Origin of the sequence: Streptosporangium sp. NBC_01469, assembly GCF_036227305.1 — a bacterium.
Classification (GTDB): Bacteria; Actinomycetota; Actinomycetes; order Streptosporangiales; family Streptosporangiaceae; genus Streptosporangium.
The window spans coordinates 10,689,608-10,707,555 of sequence record NZ_CP109465.1; the positions used below are offsets into that span (position 1 = coordinate 10,689,608).

Below are 17,948 nucleotides of genomic sequence, written 5' to 3' on the forward strand. Positions count from 1 at the left end.
GAACCTGACCCGCCCCGGTCAGCTCACCCGGGTGAGCCTCCACTGCTGGTTGGCGCCGGTCCCGCAGGTGGCCTGGGTGAGTTGCGTGCCGTCGGCGGTCGAGGCTCCGGGCACCTCAAGGCAGTGGCCGCTCGCGACCGAGGTGATCCTCCAGGTGCCGTTCGTCCCGGCGGTGAACCTCCACTGCTGGTTGGCGGCATTGTGGCAGGTCCACTGGATGATCGGTGCGCCCGGCGCGGTGGAGCCGGCGTTCACGTCCAGGCACTTGCCTCCCTGGACGCCGGTGAGGGTGAAGGCGCCGCCGGTCGCGGCGGTGAACCTCCACTGCTGGTTCGCGGCGCCGCCGGCCGCCCACTGGACCACCTTGGCCCCGTCGGCCGTGGACTGGCCCTCGACGTCGGCCGCCTTGGAGCTGTGCGCGGCGACCATGGTGTAGACGCCGCCGGCCACCGGCCCGCTGGACCCCCCCGAGGCGTTCAGGGTGAGGGAGTCGAGATCGAACTGGTTGGCGGTCGAGTGCTTGAACACCAGGAACAGCGGATGGCTGCCCGACAGCGACGCCAGCGAGGTGGTGGCCGTTTGCTGGTAGGTGTCCCAGCCGCCGGTGTTCTGCACCGATGTGGTGGCCAGCAGCTGCCCGGTGGGCGAGTCGGCGCGCAACTCGATCGAGCCGCCGCCCACGGGCGAGGACACCCGGTACGACACCGACGCGACCCCCTGGACGCTCATCGGCGAGAAGGAGATCCAGTCGTTGTTGGAGATGTCACCGACGCGCTTGCCGTTCTGCGCCCCGGCCTGGTCGACGATCCGGACCCCGGAGGAGCCGGTGAAGTACTCCGCCTGCTTCTGGCGGGGCTGCAGGATCAGGTTCGCGGTGTTGGACAGGCCGCCCTTGTCGACGTAGGTCGCGGTGAGGACGTAGAAGGTGTTGGCGTCGGCGTCGTGTCCGGAGTTCGTGGTCACGACGGTCCCCGAGCAGCCGGTGAACTGGCCCGTGTCATGGCTGTGGGTGTCGTGGCCGAGCGCCGTAACCACCGTGACCTTGGAACAGTCGATCGTGCCGTCCTCGGGGTCGGTGACGGTCACCGTGTACGGGACCGAGTCGCCGAAGTTGATGGCCATGCCGTCGGGCGGCGAGCCGAACCGCACGACCGGCGCGGTGTTGCCGACCGTGATGGGCACCGTCGCCGAGCCGCTCTTGCCCGACGGGTCGGTGATCGTGAGCCTGGCGGTGTAGGTGCCGTTGGCGGTGTAGGTGAACGAGGGGTTGGCCGAGGTGGAGTCGGTCGAGCCGTTGCTGGTGAAGTCCCACGCGTAGGTGAACGCGTCGCCGTCGGGGTCCGCCGAGCCCGCCGAGGAGAACTGGACGGCGAGCGGGGCCTGGCCGGAGGTCGGCGTCCCGCTCGCCTTGGCGATCGGGGAACGCGAACCGTTGATGTAGTCGATGCGGTAGACGCCGTCGTCGGGGTTGGTGCCGCCGTAGCCGGCCCCCCACTCGACCAGGTACATCGCGCCGTCAGGGCCGAACTTCATGTCTATCGGCGACCTGAACCCGAGGTTGGACAGGAAGCGGTTGGTCTTCAGGACGTTGCCGCCGCCGTCCAGCCGCATCTCCATCAGGTAGTTGCGGCTCCACTCGTAGAAGAACGGGGTGTCGTCGAAGTACGCGGGGAACTTCGTGTCCGAGGGGTTGGCCGCGTCGTAGTGGTAGAACGGCCCGCCCATCGGGGCCGCACCGCCGCCGGTGCCCATCTCCGGCCACTCGGAAACGAGGTGGTAGTTGTACCAGACGGTGGCGGTCTTGACGGCGGGCAGGTTCGTCAGGCCCGTGTTGTTTGGCGAGTTGTTCACCGGCGCCGAGCAGTTGAACTTCGGCCCCGAGGTGGACGTGGCGAAGTTGTAGTCGTTGAACGGGATGTTGTTGCCGACGCAGTACGGCCAGCCGTAGAAGCCGGGCGACTTGATCAGGTTCCACTCGACGGTGCCCTCGGGCCCGCGGTTGGCGTTGGCCGATCCTGCGTCGGGGCCGTAGTCGGCCGCCGAGATCCAGCCGGTCTCGGAGTCCACCGAGAACCTGAACGGGTTGCGGAAGCCCATCGCGTAGATCTCCGGGCGGGTCTGCGCGGTACCCGGCGCGAACAGGTTGCCCGAGGGGATCGTGTAGGTGCCGTTGCCCTCCGGGTGGATCCGCAGGATCTTGCCGCGCAGGTCGTTGGTGTTGGCGCTGGTCTTCTGCGCGTCGAAGTTGGCGCGGCCCGAACGCTCGTCGATCGGCGTGTACCCGTCGGAGGCGAAGGGGTTGATGTCGTCGCCGACGCCGATGTAGAGGTTCCCGCCGGGCCCGAAGGTGAGATACCCGCCGGTGTGCCCCGGCTCGTCGGTCCTGGTGGCGGGGATGGCGAGAAGCTTCTTCTCGCTGGACAGGTCGAGGGTGTCGCCGTTCAGGGTGAACCGGGAGACTTGATTGATCGCCGCGGAACCGGTCGGCGAGTAGTTGAGGTAGACCCAGCGGTTGGCCGCGAAATTCGGGTCCAGGACAATGCCGATCAGCCCGTCCTCGCCGCCGGTGTAGACGCTCAGCGTGCCGGTGGTCACGATCTGGCCGTTGCTCTTGCGGACCAGCATGAGCTTGCCGGAACGGGCGATGTAGTAGACGTCGCCGTTGGGGGCGATGTCCAGGCCCATCGGCTGGTCGGGCGCGCTGTCGAGCGTCACCTTCTGGAACCGGTTCCACATGGTGCCACCGCAGTCGCCCGCGGCGTTGCCGGCCGCCCACTTGACGCCGCCGAGCACGTGCTGGCGGAAGTTGGCCTCGCTATAGGAGGCGCTCTCGTGGCCCATCGCGGTCGCCCACACGCGCCCGCCCTCGGTGTTGCGGCACCAGGAGATCGGGTGGTCGGCGCCCATCTTGCTGCCGCCGGCGTCGTAGGTGGTCTCGTCGGCGGTGACCAGAACGTGGACGTCGCCCCGCATGTTCTTGCTGAAGTTGTACCACTCCTCGGTACGCGTCCAGCGGTCGGGCAGGCCCACGGTGGAGGGGTGCTTCTTGTCCAGGACCTTGGCGGTGCCCTGCACGATGCTGGAGTGCGCGGTCATGTGCGCGCCGCCCAGGACGAGCTGGTCCCACCAGGGGAACTGGGCCTCGACGTTCATGTCCGTGGTGTTGTGGACCGCCACGATGCCGCCGCCGTCGTTGACGAACTTCTGGGTGGCCTGGCGCTGGGCGTCGTTGTCCCAGACCATGCCGGAGTTCTGCAGCATGATGATCGCGTCGAAGGTGGCCAGGTTCGCGTCGTTGAACACGGTCGAGTTCGCGGACTGGACGACCTCGAAGTCGTTGGCGGCGGCGAGCTGCTGGACCATCGTGATGCCCGCCGGGATCGAGCCGTGCACGTAGTCGGCGGTCTCGGTGAACAGCAGCACCCGGAAGGCGGCCGCCTTCGCGGCTCCCGCGCTCGCCGAGGACGTTGACACACCGGAGAAAACGGATAACAAGAGCAGGATGGGGACCATTAAGGCGGTGAACTGGCGGCGCACGGAATCTCCTGGGGGACGAGAAGGGCATGCGAAGCGAACCGGGCGGCCTGGGTGGGCGGACCGGTGGTGACAACCCGGGGAGCGAGCGGGCCAGTGGTGGTGCTGGAGAGGGAAAGGGCGGACGAACCGGTGTCGACATCGGAACGAGCGGCAGCAAATCTCGAGATCTGCCGGTTTCTGACTTATTTCCTCCTTATTTCAGGATGGTAAGGACAAGTTCTGCCAGCCGTCAAGCAAAAGGTTGCTGAGGCCAGGCAGAACATATCGCCCCCGCGCCGCGAAAGCGGATCCCGTCCACCCGGACTCCCTCGCCCGCCCTACCGGGCGTTTCATCTGATTCCCATATCCCCGCCGCACCCTCCGGACCGTTCCATGACCGCCGGAAATCACCGGAAATCCCTCCGGGCGACGAAAAGGGCGCTCTCGGAACGAGAGCGCCCTTGAACGTCCGGCCGTCAGAGCATGGCCTTCATCGAGGCGGTCGCCTGCTGTCCGAGGGTGGTCGGGGTCAGGTACGGCTGCTCGGCGAGGATCGCCTGCCAGTTGTCCCGGATGTCCTCCACCGTGTGGTCGTCCTGCCGCCAGCCGGGCCCCTCGGCCACGAACACCCGCGCGATCCGGCCGGCGCCGACGCTGAAGACCTCGCCGCTGGTCTCGCAGGCCTCGTGCGCCAGGAAGGTCACCAGGGCGCTGACCCGATCCGCAGTGAACCTGGCCTCGAACTCGGCGGGCAGGAGCTCCTCGGTCATCCGGGTCCAGGCGATCGGCGCGATCGCGTTGGCCTTGATCCCGGCCCTGGCGCCCTCGATGCCGAGCGTCTTGGTGAGGCCGACCAGGCCCATCTTGGCGGTGGAGTAGTTGGCCTGGCCGAAGTTGCCGAACAGCCCGGCGGGCGAGGAGGTGTTGACGATCCGGCCGTACCCCTGCTCCTTGAGATACGGGAACGCCGCCCGGCTGACCAGGAACGAGCCGCGGACGTGGACGGCGAGGACCTGGTCGAACTCCTCGACGCTCATCTTGCCGAAGGATCTGTCCCGCAGGATGCCCGCGTTGTTGACGACGATGTCCAGCCGTCCGTAGGTGTCGATCGCGGTCCGCACGATCGCCTGGGCCCCCTCGGGGGTCGCGACGTCGTCGGTGCTGGCGGCCGCCTCCCCGCCGTCCTTCCTGATCAGCTCGACCACCTCGGCGGCCGGGCCCGCGGAGGCGCCGGTGCCGTCCAGTGCCCCGCCCAGGTCGTTGACGACCACCTTGGCGCCGCGCTCGGCGAGCGACAGCGCGTGCGAGCGGCCGAGTCCGTGCCCGGCGCCGGTGATGACCGCGACCCTGCCGTCAAACCGCAGCTCTGACATCCGCAACCCTCCCACGAGAACATAATTCTAGTCGTCTGAACAATAGCTCGCCCGGCCCGCGTGATGCCATGGGAATCCCCGGGACACCACCTGCGGAACCTTTGGGACATCGCCCGCGAAACCGTGACGAGTCATCGGCGGAACTGTTACGCCGCCGCAAGGAAAGGCGCGCGACGGTAACCAAAAATGCCTGGGATCATTGCGCATAGTAAGCATGCGTGTTAATTTCTGCTAAAGTTTTTGCCCCACACGGGCGAGGGTCAACGACGACACCCCTCACATTCTCCTAGTAAGGCCCCGCCCAATATTTTGGGCTGGAGGCCCTATATGTCCTTATCGCCGCCCCGGCGCGTGGTCCAGTGGGCCACGGGCGCCGTCGGCAGATACTCCCTGCGCAGCGTGATCACCCGGCCGGATTTCGAACTGGCCGGTGTTCTGGTCTACGACCCGGACAAGGTGGGACAGGACGCGGGGACCCTCGTGGGGCTCCCCGAGGCCGGTGTCACCTGCACCGACGACGTCGAGGAGATTCTCGCCACGGAGGCCGACTGCGTACTGCACATGCCGCTGCCGGCGTCCTACTTCGGCGGGAAGCATCCGAGCGACGTGGAGACCATCTGCGCGCTGCTCGCCACCGGCAAGAACGTCATCACCACCACCGGGTTCGTGTACCCCAAGTGCTACGGCCCGGGGGTGGTGGAGCGTCTGGAGGCCGCCTGCCGCGCGGGAGGAACGTCCCTGCACGGCACCGGCGTCAACCCCGGCTTCGTGAGCGACATGCTGCCGCTCACGCTGACCGGCCTGTCCAGCCGCGTCGACCACATCTACGTCCGGGAGTCGTCCGACTTCCGGGGGCATCCGTCCCGGCAGATCGTGGTGGACCTGTTCGGCTTCACGCGTTCGGCCAAGGACTACGTCGCCGCCGTGCGCCCCTTCCGCGCCTTCCAGCGCTCGCTGTTCGCCGAGAGCGTCCAGTTCGTGGCCGACAACCTCGGCGTGACCCTCGACGAGGTCGAGGAGAGCGACGAGTTCGAGCTCGCGTCCGAGGAGTTCGAGATCGCCGCGGGACTGGTCAGGGCGGGCACCGTGTGCGCGTCCCGCTGGATGTTCAGCGGGCTGGTCCGCGGCCGTCCCTTCATGACCGTGGAGTGCGTCTACAAGGCCGACGCCGACCGGGTGAAACGCTGGGCCGATCCAGGCTTCAGCATCCACATCGAGGGCGTGCCCCAGCTGATGCTCACCGTCGACGAGATCTCCCACGGCCTGGCCGCCGCCGCCGCTCACGCCGTGAACTCCGTCGCCGCCCTCTGCGCCGCCCCGCCGGGCATCCGCACCGTGCTGGATCTCCCCCTGGCCACCGGCCGGGGCACCGTCCGCCTCGCCTGAGGATCCTCCTCGGCCCCCTCCGAGGCATCCCCAGAGCGGACGTTCACGGCCCGCCGGGCATCGGCCCGCTCACGACTCCGGCCAAGAACCGGCCCGAACACCCGCGCCACCGGCCTGGCCCGCCACATCGAGCCGGCAGATGCTGAGGGAAGTCGCCTTCAGCCCGGACGCCCGGCTGCTCGCCCTGGCGTCGTCCGACCACACCACCAGCCTCTGGGACGTCACCGACCCCGCCCGCCCCCGCCGACCGGCCGATGACGCCGGCCCCGGGCACAGCGGGAACGGTACGGCGCCGTGCCCGGCATCCGGCGTCGCCGATCCCCGCGAGACCGGGCGGAGGATCATCGCGGGATCAGAGGCATCAGGTATGCGGGATGAAACGCCCGAAACGGCCCTGGTGGTACAGGAGAGGTCGCCCGCCGGGTTCGAGACTGGTGTCGGTGACGAGTCCGACGACCAGGACGTGGTCGCCGATGTCGACGGTGGAGTGGGGAGCGCAGATCAGGTGGGCCGAGACGCCGCCCAGCAGCGGGACGCCCAGGTGCCCGGGGGTCCAGGAGGTGGGAGCGGCGAAGCGGTCGACGCCCTTCCTGGCGAAACGCGAGGCCAACTCGGCCTGATCGCTGGCCAGGACGTTCACCGCGAAGTGATCGGCCTGCCGGAGCCAGGGCCAGGTGGTCGAGGACTGGTCCACGTAGAAGGAGACCAGCGGGGGTGTGAGGCTGACGGATGAGAACGAGGTGGCCGTGAGGCCGACCGGTACGCCGTCGACCTGCGCGGTGACGACGACGACCCCGGCCGCGTGGACGGCCAGTGCCTGCCGAAAGCTCTCCGCGTCGACCGCGCGGCCCGACAGTGTCTCGGTCATGGCACCTCGCTCAGCACTGTGTGGGGTATCACCAAGATGCTCCACTTGGTCACTTTTCCCCCTCTGAGGAACAAAGGACACCTCTCAGAACCCATTACGCTCGCCATCTCTTCCCGGCGTCATGCGGGAGCCCTCTCTCCGAGTGCCGCGGACACCTGCGGGCCGACCCGGTCGGCCCAGGGGCCGAGAACGGCGTCGAGGTCGGAGATCTGCGACTCCAGCAGCGCGAGGCCCGGCGTAGGAACGGTCGCGCCGAGCTCCACCAGCAGCGGCCGGAAGTGGAGCTCCACCGCCAGCGAGTGCTTGGCGTCGCCCATCACCAGGACCGGGAGGGCGACGGCCGAGGCGAGCGCGCCGCCCGGCAGCCGGTCGAGGAACGCCTTGAGCAGGCCGGTGTAGGTGGCCTTGTAGGTGGGGCTCGCCACCACCAGCACGTCGGCCCCGGCGACCAGCTCCAGCGCGGCCCTCACCTCCGGCGCCGTCTCGGGGGCGAACAGCAGCGGGGCCAGGGCAGCCAGGTCGACGATCTCTGGAGGCCCCCCGTCCCCGATCCGCCGGGCGACGGCCTCCGCCGCCCGGACGGCCACCCCGTGGGTGCGCGATCCCGGTCGCGGGTTTCCCACCACGGTCACGATGCTCATGAGGCCACCGGTGCTTTCTGGTCGACATCGGAACGGAGAAGCTTCCACACCTCGTGGCGGTACTCCCCGAAGCGGGAACCGCCCCTCGGGTCACCCTCGCGGGGGCCGAGATCCACCTCGACGGCCCCCTGGATCCGGCCGGGCCGGGAGGCCATGACCGCGACCCTCCGGCCGAGATAGACGGCCTCGTCGATGCTCCGGGTGGTGAACAGGAGCGTCGTGCCGGTCTTCTCCCAGATCCGCACCAGCTCCTCCTGGAGCGACTCCCGGGTCCCGGCGTCCAGCGCGGCGAACGGCTCGTCGAGGAGCAGCACGGTCGGATCCGCGGCCAGGCTCCTGGCGATGGCCACCCGCTGGGGCATGCCGCGGGAGAGTTCGTGGGGGTAGCGGTCGCCGAGCTTGCCCAGCCCCGCCAGGTCCAGATACCCCCTGGCCAGGTCGGTGCGCTCCCGCTTCGTGGCGGCCCTGCCCTCCAGCGCGAACTCGATGTTGGACAGCGCCGTGCGCCAGGGGAACAGCGCGTACTGCTGCAGGACGATCCCCCGGTCGAGACCGGGGCCTTCGAGGGGGATGCCGTCCAGCAGGATCCGGCCGGCGGTCGGCGCGGCCAGCCCGGCGATCAGGTCGAGGAGGGTGGACTTGCCGCAGCCGCTCGGCCCGACGAGGGTGAGAAGCTCCCCCTCCCGTACGTCGAGGTTGACGTCGTCGAGGGCGGCGAAGGAACGTCGGGTGTCACGGCCGGTGAACTCCTTGCCGACCCCCTGGATCCGGAGCTTCACCGGGCACCCCCCGAAGGGGCGCGGACGGGGACGGCGAGGGTGACGAGGGTGGGGACATGACTGATCATGATCACGATATGCGTCCTGTGAGATATGGGGGAGGAGGGGACGGCGGGTCGATTCGTGATCACGGACACTGGGCGCTGAACACACGGCAGAGGTCGACGTGCGCGCACCGAGTCAGATAGATGCCCATACCGGAGAAACTACGCACCACTTTCCAGTAAGTCAATATTTCCTACTGGTTGTACATGAAATACCTCGGAGGAACCGCGCCCCCCTCCCCGCCGAAGGTCCCGTACCGTCGAGACATGAAGCTGGAAAAGGAGATCTCCGGCGGCGGTCGCTTCGAGAGGCAGCCGAACCGGTTCACGACGCGGATCGAGGCGGGCGGCGAGCACCCGCCGGAGCCCGGCCGCTACCAGATCTACGCGTCCTACGCCTGCCCGTGGGCGCACCGCTCCCTCATCGTCCGCGAGCTGCTGGGCCTGCGGGATGTGGTCGGGGTGACGATCGTCGACCCGATCAGGGACGAGAAGGGCTGGCGGATCCCCGGGGGCGACCCGGTCACCGGGGTGGAGTACCTCTCCGAGCTCTACCTGGCGACCGACCCCGGCTACGAGGGCCGCTACACGGTGCCCTGCGTCTGGGACGTCACCGCCGGGCGCCTGGTCACCAACGACTACCCGCAGATCACCCTCACCCTGGAGACGGCCTTCGCGCCGTGGCACGCCGAGGGCGCGCCCGACCTCTACCCGGAGAAGCTGCGCGAGGAGATCGACGCGCTCAACGAGGTGATCTTCCGCGGCCTCAACAACGGCGTCTACCGGGCCGGGTTCGCCCGCTCGCAGGAGGCGTACGACGAGGCGGTCACCGAGGTGTTCGCCACGCTCGACCTGCTGGAGGAGCGGCTGTCCACCCGCCGCCACCTGCACGGCGACGCGCTCACCGAGAGTGACGTGCGGCTCTACCCGACGCTCGCCAGGTTCGACGCCGTCTACAACTCGCACTTCAAGTGCTCGGTACGGCGGCTGGCCGACTATCCGGTCCTGTGGGCCTACGCCCGCGAGCTCCACGCCATCCCCGCGTTCCGCGACACGACCGACTTCGACCAGATCAAGCGGCACTACTTCGTGACGCAGACGAACGTCAACCCGAGCGGGATCGTGCCCCGGGGGCCGGAGATCGACTGGACCGCCCCCTGACGCCCCGCTGAAAGTTTCATCGGACAAATCGGTCATTCGCCCGGTCGGCGGGCGGTCCTGGAGGGGGCCGGTTGACGGTGGGCGAAACGCGCTGGAAACATCGGGCACCCAGGTTGTGGGAGCGCTCCCACTTGGGTTCCCCCGACCGGGCCCCTCGGACCCGCGCTCCCGCAACCTGGCACCTCCCCCGCCCAAAGGACCCTTTGTGATCAGACCACCCGCCTGGCTCGCCCTCGCCACGGCCGCCGCCCTGGTGACCCTGACCCCCCTGCCCGCCGCCGCGGACGGCCCAGAACAGATCGTCAACGGCACCTTCGACACCGGCACCGCCCCCTGGTGGAGCACCGGCAACACCGCGCTGGAGGTCGAGGACGGCCGCCTGTGCGCCGACGTCCCCGGCGGCACCGCCAACCCGTGGGACGTCATCGTCGGCCAGAACGACATCCCGCTGGTCAAGGACGAGACGTACGAGTTCTCCTTCTTCGGGATCGCGACGCCGGGGCGGGTGGCCAAGGCCCTCGTACAGCTCCCGGTGGACCCCTACACGCAGTACCTGTCGGCCAACCCCGAGCTGAGCGTGTCCGGTAACGACTACCGCTACACCTTCACCTCGCCCGTGGACCTGCCGGGCGCGCAGGTGGCGTTCCAACTCGGGGGCAGCGCCACCCCGTGGAGGTTCTGCGTGGACGACGTCTCCCTGAAGGGCGGGGCCGAGCCCGACGTCTACGAACCGGACACCGGGCCCCGCGTCCGGGTGAACATGGTCGGCTACCTGCCCTCGGGGCCGAAGAACGCCACCCTCGTCACCGAGGGCACGGAGCCGGTGGACTGGAAACTCAGGCGCGGCGGGGAGGTCGTCGCCGAAGGGGACACCGTCCCGCGCGGCGTCGACGGAAGCTCCGGCCAGAACACGCACTCGATCGACTTCGGCACGGTCACCGCGCCCGGCACCGGCTACACGCTGGAGGCCGACGGCGAGACCAGCCGCCCGTTCGACATCGGCGCGGACGTCTACGGCGAGCTCAGGACCGACGCGCTGAAGTTCTACTACACCCAGCGCAGCGGCATCCCGATCCTCGACGACCTCCGCCCCGGCTACGGAAGGCCGGCCGGGCACGCCGGGGTCGCCCCCAACCGGGGCGACGTCGCGGTGCCCTGCCAGCCGGGCGTCTGCGACTACACGCTGAACGTCAAGGGCGGCTGGTACGACGCGGGCGACCACGGCAAGTACGTCGTCAACGGCGGCATCTCCGTCCATCAGCTGATGTCCGCCTTCGAGCGCGCCAAGGCCGACGGCGTCCACAGGGACGGCGACCTCGACATCCCCGAGAGCGGCAACGGGGTGCCCGACATCCTCGACGAGGCCCGCTGGGAGCAGGAGTTCCTGCTCAGCATGCAGGTCCCCGACGGCAGGCCGTACGCGGGAATGGCCCACCACAAGATCCACGACGCCGCGTGGACCGGGCTGCCCCTCCTGCCCCACCTGGACCCCCAGCCACGCGAGCTGCACCCGGTCTCCACCGCCGCCACCCTCAACCTGGCCGCCACCGGGGCCCAGGCTGCCCGCCTCTTCGCCCCGTACGACGCCGCGTTCGCCGCGCGCAACCTCACGGCGGCCAGGAAGGCGTGGGCGGCGGCGAAGGCCAACCCCGCGCGGTACGCGGACCCGGCGGACGGGGTGGGCGGCGGCGCCTACAACGACGACAACGTGACCGACGAGTTCTACTGGGCCGCCGCCGAGCTCTATCTCGCCACCGGTGAGAAGGAGTTCAGGGACCACGTGCTCGCCTCCCCGCACCACACCGGCGACATCTGGCGCGAGCGCGGCTTCGACTGGGGCAACACCGCCCAGCTCGGCCGCCTGCAGCTGGCGTCCGTGCCCAGCGCACTCCCCGACCGGGCGCAGGTGCGCCGGTCGGTCCTGGAGGGCGCCGACAGGTATCTCGCCGTCCAGAAGGCCCACCCGTACGGCGTTCCGTACAACCCGCCGGACTACGACTGGGGCTCCAACAACCTGGTGCTCAACAACATGGTCGTGATGGCCGTCGCCCACGACCTGAGCGGCGAGGCGAGATACCGCGACGGGGTGCTGGAGGGGCTGGACTACCTCTTCGGGCGCAACGCGCTGAACCAGTCGTACGTGACCGGCTACGGCGAGGTCGCCTCGAAGAACCAGCACAGCCGCTGGTACGCCCACCAGCTCGACCCGTCCCTGCCCAACCCGCCGCGCGGCACCCTGGCCGGAGGCCCGAACTCCGCGATCCAGGACCCGGTGGCCCAGGCCAAGCTCAGGGGCTGCAAGCCCCAGTTCTGCTACATCGACGACATCGAGTCGTGGGCCACCAACGAGCTGACGATCAACTGGAACTCCCCGCTCGCCTGGATCGCCTCCTACCTCGCCACCCCCGCCGCCCCCGGCCCGTGCAAGGTCACCTACACCACCCACGGCGAGTGGCCGGAGGGGTTCAACACCCAGGTCACCGTCACCAACACCGGCACCAGGGCCATCGACGGCTGGACCCTCAACTGGTCCTTCCCGGGCGGCCAGGCCGTACGGCGGCACTGGAGCGCCGCCCTCACCCAGGACGGCGCGACCGTGACCGCCAAGAACCTCGCCTGGAACAAGACCATCAAGCCCGGCGGCTCGGTCACCTTCGGCTTCATCGGCGCCGACGCCCCCGGCCCCAACCCCAAACCGGAACGCTTCCTCCTCAACGGCGGCCTCTGCAGGTGACCGGCACGACTTGATCACGTACGTCCATAATCGGACGCCTAAGCCGGTGACCTGCGGTTACCGATGTTGACGTATCGCGGATTATATAATCGATGACATATAGCCTCACGGTCCGTGAGGCTATATGTCATCGAGGTCGAGCCCGAGATCCGATCTTGGCTTGAGTCGCTTTCCGAACGCGACTACGTGAAGGTCGAAGCTCTGGCCGATCTCCTCTCCGAACAGGCCGAGACGCTCGACGAGCCCTACTCCAGGCACCTTGGAGGCAAAGTGCGTGAGCTGCGCCTCTCGCTCACGCGCCGTCAGGCCAGGATCACCTACTGGCTCGCTCCCGGTCGGCGGATCGTCCTTCTCACCGTCTTCACCAAGACACGCCGCAGGGAGACCGGTCAGGTTGAACGCGCTCGTCGAGCACAGGTCGAATGTGAGAATCTTCATGTGGTCGCCTCGGAGGTCTACGACCGCGTCTGGAAGGACTGAGTGGGGCATGGCTCACAGCACGTGGGAGCGGACAGGCGCCGAGCGCCGTGCCGACGCCTACCAGGAAGCCCGCGAGGCGTTGCTCCTGGGGCAGCAGGTCTACAACCGCCGGATGGAGCTCGGCCTTTCACAGGCGGAGCTGGCCGAGCGGGCCGGGATGACCCAACCGCAGGTCTCCCGCCTGGAAACAGGGGGGGTCACCCCGACGCTGGCACTGCTCCGACGCCTTGCGAAAGCGCTGGACGCCGACTTGAACGTCACTTTCACCCCCCACGCGGCCGCCTGACGCCGCTTCCCGGGGGCAAGGGCCGCGAGCGCCCTAAACTGGGGCCGTGATCGAGGACATCCGGGTGGATCCCGCCGTCAGCGTGCTCAGGCCCGACTTCGGGGTGCTGGTGATGGGGGTGTACGGGCTGCGCAACGGGCCGACGGACGACAGGTCGCGGGCCTGGCTGGCGGAGGCGGCGGAGAAGGCCGTGGCGGCCGACGACCCGAGGGTCGAGGCGTGGCGGGAGGCGTACCGGGGGTTCGGGGCGAAGCCGCAGCGGACCAGGCCCTCGGTGGACGCGCTGGTCAGGCGGATGCCGCCGCCGGAGATCAACCGGGTGGTCGACGCCTACAACGCGATCAGCGTCAGGCACGGCCTGCCGATCGGCGGGGAGGATCTGGCCCGCTACGAGGGGGCGGCGAGGCTGGTGCGCGCGAACGGCGACGAGCCGTTCGAGGTCGTCGAGAAGGGCGAGCCCGCGATCGACCACCCGGAGGCCGGCGAGGTCGTCTGGCGCGACGACAGGGGCGTCACCTGCCGCCGGTGGAACTGGCGGCAGTGCGTCCGCACCCGGATCACCGAGGAGACGACGGACGCGCTGTTCCTGCTGGAGCGGCTCGCACCCCTGTCGTCGGAGGAGCTGCGCGCGGCCGGAGACGAGCTGGCCGGGCTGCTCGAAGACGTCACTCCGGGAATACGGGTGGAGTCGCGACTGGTCTGGCCGGGCTGACCGCGCCCGCCGGATCGGGCTGACCAGCGCCTGAGCGAGTAAACAGTTACCCGGTGGCTGACCACTTTGGCCGATACTGAGAGGATCGGCGAGGAAGCTGTCGTCAGACTGGCGCAGGTCCAAGCCGAGGCGAGTAGCCTTGGACAGGTTCTCTATCATCAACGCCGATCTGCGGAAGAGGGCGATTTCCGCCGTGTCGTCTGAGTCGTCGCGGACAAACCCGCTGGCAGCCTTTGGTCAGAACGAATGGCTTGTCGACGAGCTGTATCAGAAGTACCTCCAGGACCCCGAGTCGGTCGACCGGGCCTGGTGGAACTTCTTTGCCGACTACAGCCCTGATTCGGGGTCCGGCCGCGCCGCGCCCCAGGGCGCGGCCGCCGCCGCGCCCGCCGCTCCACCGACACCCGCTGCGCCCTCGGCCACCCCGGCTGCGGCTCAGGCCACCCCGGCCCCCGCAGCGACGACCCCAGCGCCGGCGGTGGCCAAGCCCGCCCCGGCGGACCAACCCAAGCAGGAGACGCAGTTGCCCGCCGCCGCCGGTGCCGAGGAAGTCCGACTACGCGGCGCCGCCGCGAGGACAGCGGCCAACATGGAGGCCAGCCTCGTTGTCCCGACGGCGACCAGTGTGCGCGCGGTCCCGGCGAAGCTGCTCATCGACAACCGGATCGTGATCAACAACCACCTGTCGCGCGGTCGCGGCGGCAAGGTGTCGTTCACGCACATCATCGGCTACGCGGTGATCAAGGCCCTCAAGGTCCTGCCGGAGATGAACCACTCCTACACCGAGGTCGACGGCAAGCCGGTGCTGGTCAAGCCCGAGCACGTCAACCTGGGCCTGGCCATCGACGTCGCCAAGAGCGACGGCACCCGCCAGCTCCTGGTCCCGTCGATCAAGGCGACCGAGCGGATGGACTTCCGCCAGTTCTGGGTCGCGTACGAAGAGGTCGTGCGCAAGGCCAGGGCGGGCAAGCTGGGTGTCGACGACTTCAGCGGCACGACGATCTCGCTGACCAACCCGGGCACCATCGGCACCGTGCACTCGGTGCCGCGCCTGATGCCGGGACAGGGCACGATCATCGGCGTCGGCGCGATGGAGTACCCCGCCGAGTACCAGGGGGCCTCCCCCGAGACGCTCTCCCGCCTCGCGGTGAGCAAGGTCATGACGATCACCAGCACGTACGACCACCGCATCATCCAGGGCGCCCAGTCGGGCGACTTCCTGCGGCAGGTCCACCGGCTGCTGCTCGGCGAGGACGGCTTCTACGACGAGATCTTCGAAGCCCTCCGGATCCCGTACGAGCCGATCCGCTGGGTCCAGGACATCTCGACCACCCACGACGACGACGTGGCGAAGTCGGCCCGGGTCATCGAGCTGATCCACGCCTTCCGGGTCCGCGGCCACCTCATGGCCGACACCGACCCGCTGGAGTACAAGCAGCGCAAGCACCCCGACCTCGACATCAAGTCACACGGCCTGACCCTGTGGGACCTGGAGCGCGAGTTCGCCACCGGCGGCTTCGGCGGCCGGCCCCTGATGAAGCTGCGCGAGATCCTCGGCGTGCTGCGTGACTCCTACTGCCGCACCATCGGCGTCGAGTACATGCACATGCAGAACCCCGAGGAGCGGGCCTGGATCCAGGCCCGCATCGAGCGGCCGCACGCCAAGCCCGACCGCGAGGAGCAGCTGCGCGTCCTGGAGCGGCTGAACACCGCCGAGGCGTTCGAGACGTTCCTGCAGACGAAGTTCGTCGGGCAGAAGCGCTTCTCGCTGGAGGGCGGCGAGGCGCTGATCCCGCTGCTCGACTCGGTGCTGAGCTCCGCGGCCGAGGAGCGGCTCGACGAGGCCGTGGTCGGCATGGCCCACCGCGGGCGCCTCAACGTGCTGGCCAACATCGTCGGCAAGTCGTACGGGCAGATCTTCGGCGAGTTCGAGGGCAACATCGACCCGCGCAGCGCGCACGGCTCCGGCGACGTGAAGTACCACCTGGGCGCCAGCGGCGACTTCGTCTCGCCCGACGGTTCCAAGCTCAAGACCTCGGTCGTGGCCAACCCCTCCCACCTGGAGACGGTCGACCCGGTCCTGGAGGGCGTGGTCCGCGCCAAGCAGGACCTCCTGGAGCGCGGCGAGGAGGGCTTCACCGTCCTGCCGGTGCTCGTCCACGGCGACGCGGCCTTCGCCGGCCAGGGCGTGGTGGCCGAGACGCTCAACCTGTCGCAGCTGCGGGGCTACCGCACCGGCGGCACCGTGCACATCGTGGTCAACAACCAGGTCGGCTTCACCACCAGCCCGGCCAGCTCGCGCTCCAGCGTGTACGCCACCGACGTGGCCCGGATGATCCAGGCCCCGATCTTCCACGTCAACGGCGATGACCCCGAGGCCGTGGTCCGGGTCGGCCGCCTGGCGTTCGAGTACCGCCAGGCGTTCCGCAAGGACGTGGTGATCGACCTGATCTGCTACCGGCGCCGGGGACACAACGAGTCCGACAACCCGGGCTTCACCCAGCCGCTGATGTACGACCTGATCGACGCCAAGCGCTCCACCCGCAAGCTCTACACCGAGGCGCTGATCGGCCGGGGCGACATCACGGTGGAGGAGGCCGAGGGCGCGCTCCGCGACTACCAGGCCAAGCTGGAGAACGCCTTCGCCGAGACCCGCGCGGCGGCCAAGGACCCGACGGGCGAGTTCTCCCGCCCGGTCGACATGGAGACCGTCCCCTGGTCGCACGAGGACGTCACGACGGCCGTCTCCGAGGAGACCGTCAAGCGGATCGTGGAGACCCAGCTCAACATGCCCGAGGGCTTCACCGTCCACCCGCGCCTGCTGCCGGTGCTGCAGCGCCGCGGGCAGATGGTCGCCGAGGACCGCATCGACTGGGGCATGGGCGAGACGCTGGCCTTCGGCTCGCTGCTGATCGACGGCCACCCGGTCCGCCTCGTCGGCCAGGACTCGCGGCGCGGCACGTTCACCCAGCGGCACGCCGTGCTGGTCGACCGCGTCACGGGCGAGGAGCACACCCCGCTCAAGACGTTCAACCAGGGCACCACGAAGTTCTACATCTACGACTCCCTGCTGAGCGAGTACGCCGCGCTCGGCTTCGAGTACGGCTACAGCGTGGAGCGGCCCGAGGCGATGGTCGCCTGGGAGGCGCAGTTCGGCGACTTCGTCAACGGCGCCCAGTCGATCATCGACGAGTACCTCACCTCGGGCGAGCAGAAGTGGGGTCAGCGCTCCGGCGTCACCCTGCTGCTGCCGCACGGCTACGAGGGGCAGGGGCCCGACCACTCCTCGGCCCGCATCGAGCGCTTCCTGCAGATGTGCGCCCAGGACAACATGACCGTGGCGCAGCCCACGGTCCCGGCCAACTACTTCCACCTGCTGCGCTGGCAGACGCTGTCGAACCGGCACCGTCCGCTGGTGGTGTTCACGCCCAAGTCGCTGCTGCGGCACAAGGCGGCGATCTCGGCGGTCGGCGACTTCACCTCGGGGTCGTTCCAGCCGGTGCTCGGCGACGTCACGGCCCCCCCGGCCGGCGTCCGCAAGGTCGTGCTGGTCTCCGGCAAGCTCTACTACGACCTGGCGGCGGCCCGCGACAAGCAGGGCCGCAACGACGTGGCGATCGTCCGTCTCGAGCGGCTCTACCCGTTCCCCGGCGACCCGCTGGAGATCGAGCTGAGCCGCTACGCCGCCGACATCGAGCTGGTGTGGGTGCAGGACGAGCCGCTCAACATGGGTCCGTGGCCGTTCCTCGCGCTCAAGCTGGCCGAGAACCCGGGGGTCTTCGGCGGGCGTTCGATCAAGCGGGTCTCCCGCAAGGCCAACTCCTCTCCGGCGACCGGCTCGCACTCCACCCACGAGGCGGAGTTGCAGCAGATGCTGGGCGAGATCTTCAAGTAGGCGACCGGCCACCGGCCGGTCCGAGGCAGGCGTCACCACGGAAGTCCCCCGCAGGAGCCTCTGCGGGGGACTT

Annotated in this window: 12 protein-coding genes; 7 read left to right on the forward strand and 5 right to left on the reverse strand. The window is 69.2% G+C overall.

The genetic code is table 11. The features are described 5' to 3' along the window. Positions 1 to 18: 18 nt before the first annotated feature. Together OG587_RS46560 and OG587_RS46565 are read right to left on the reverse strand one after the other, a co-directional pair. On the reverse strand, positions 19 to 3,474 hold the full coding sequence (locus OG587_RS46560; protein WP_329085523.1) for a ThuA domain-containing protein: 3,456 nt from the start codon (positions 3,472 to 3,474) through the stop codon (positions 19 to 21). A 518-nt stretch (positions 3,475 to 3,992) separates the two neighbouring features. Next, positions 3,993 to 4,889 carry an SDR family oxidoreductase gene (locus OG587_RS46565; protein ID WP_329085525.1) on the reverse strand — a complete coding sequence of 299 codons (897 nt, stop codon included), beginning with the start codon at positions 4,887 to 4,889 and terminating at the stop codon, positions 3,993 to 3,995. A gap of 327 nt (positions 4,890 to 5,216) precedes the next feature. On the opposite strand from OG587_RS46565, the gene OG587_RS46570 reads away from it, so the two are divergent. Next, on the forward strand, positions 5,217 to 6,275 hold the full coding sequence (locus tag OG587_RS46570; protein ID WP_329085526.1) for an NAD(P)H-dependent amine dehydrogenase family protein: 1,059 nt from the start codon (positions 5,217 to 5,219) through the stop codon (positions 6,273 to 6,275). A gap of 361 nt (positions 6,276 to 6,636) precedes the next feature. On the opposite strand, the gene OG587_RS46575 is transcribed toward OG587_RS46570, so the two are convergent. The 3 genes from OG587_RS46575 to OG587_RS46585 all read right to left on the reverse strand — a co-directional run bounded on the left by OG587_RS46575 (position 6,637) and on the right by OG587_RS46585 (position 8,563). Beyond that, a complete protein-coding gene (locus tag OG587_RS46575; protein ID WP_329085527.1) occupies positions 6,637 to 7,143 on the reverse strand; it encodes a flavin reductase family protein in 507 nt (168 codons plus the stop codon). A gap of 119 nt (positions 7,144 to 7,262) precedes the next feature. Next, positions 7,263 to 7,784, reverse strand: coding sequence for an NADPH-dependent FMN reductase (locus OG587_RS46580; RefSeq protein ID WP_329085529.1), 522 nt, complete (start codon positions 7,782 to 7,784; stop codon positions 7,263 to 7,265). Continuing rightward, on the reverse strand, positions 7,781 to 8,563 hold the full coding sequence (locus OG587_RS46585) for an ABC transporter ATP-binding protein (protein WP_329085531.1): 783 nt from the start codon (positions 8,561 to 8,563) through the stop codon (positions 7,781 to 7,783). Before OG587_RS46585 ends, OG587_RS46580 begins: the two co-directional genes overlap by 4 nt. A 311-nt stretch (positions 8,564 to 8,874) precedes the next feature. Between OG587_RS46585 and OG587_RS46590 the strand changes: the two genes are divergently transcribed. The 6 genes from OG587_RS46590 (at position 8,875) to OG587_RS46615 (ending at position 17,875) form a co-directional block, all read left to right on the forward strand. Then, positions 8,875 to 9,768 (forward strand): glutathione S-transferase family protein, encoded by an 894-nt coding sequence (locus OG587_RS46590; protein ID WP_329085533.1) that lies wholly within the window; start codon positions 8,875 to 8,877, stop codon positions 9,766 to 9,768. Positions 9,769 to 9,973: 205 nt separating this feature from the next. After that, positions 9,974 to 12,502 (forward strand): glycoside hydrolase family 9 protein, encoded by a 2,529-nt coding sequence (locus OG587_RS46595; protein ID WP_329085536.1) that lies wholly within the window; start codon positions 9,974 to 9,976, stop codon positions 12,500 to 12,502. Between the two features lie 114 nt (positions 12,503 to 12,616). Further along, a complete protein-coding gene (locus OG587_RS46600) occupies positions 12,617 to 12,982 on the forward strand; it encodes a type II toxin-antitoxin system RelE/ParE family toxin (protein WP_329085537.1) in 366 nt (121 codons plus the stop codon). A 7-nt stretch (positions 12,983 to 12,989) separates the two neighbouring features. Further along, the gene (locus OG587_RS46605) at positions 12,990 to 13,268 is read left to right on the forward strand and encodes a helix-turn-helix domain-containing protein (protein ID WP_329085539.1); all 279 of its coding nucleotides are present in this window, start codon (positions 12,990 to 12,992) and stop codon (positions 13,266 to 13,268) included. A gap of 46 nt (positions 13,269 to 13,314) precedes the next feature. After that, positions 13,315 to 13,980 (forward strand): B3/B4 domain-containing protein, encoded by a 666-nt coding sequence (locus OG587_RS46610; protein ID WP_329085540.1) that lies wholly within the window; start codon positions 13,315 to 13,317, stop codon positions 13,978 to 13,980. 193 nt (positions 13,981 to 14,173) lie between these two features. Next, positions 14,174 to 17,875, forward strand: coding sequence for a multifunctional oxoglutarate decarboxylase/oxoglutarate dehydrogenase thiamine pyrophosphate-binding subunit/dihydrolipoyllysine-residue succinyltransferase subunit (locus tag OG587_RS46615; RefSeq protein WP_329085542.1), 3,702 nt, complete (start codon positions 14,174 to 14,176; stop codon positions 17,873 to 17,875). The last annotated feature ends 73 nt before the right edge of the window (positions 17,876 to 17,948 follow it).

Excerpts from the sequence above, each read along its gene's own strand:
- OG587_RS46565 (WP_329085525.1), bottom strand. The coding sequence starts at position 4,889 with ATGTCAGAGCTGCGGTTTGACGGCAGGGTCGCGGTCATCACCGGCGCC.
- OG587_RS46570 (WP_329085526.1), top strand. The coding sequence starts at position 5,217 with ATGTCCTTATCGCCGCCCCGGCGCGTGGTCCAGTGGGCCACGGGCGCC.
- OG587_RS46575 (WP_329085527.1), bottom strand. The coding sequence starts at position 7,143 with ATGACCGAGACACTGTCGGGCCGCGCGGTCGACGCGGAGAGCTTTCGG.
- OG587_RS46580 (WP_329085529.1), bottom strand. The coding sequence starts at position 7,784 with ATGAGCATCGTGACCGTGGTGGGAAACCCGCGACCGGGATCGCGCACC.
- OG587_RS46590 (WP_329085533.1), top strand. The coding sequence starts at position 8,875 with ATGAAGCTGGAAAAGGAGATCTCCGGCGGCGGTCGCTTCGAGAGGCAG.
- OG587_RS46605 (WP_329085539.1), top strand. The coding sequence starts at position 12,990 with ATGGCTCACAGCACGTGGGAGCGGACAGGCGCCGAGCGCCGTGCCGAC.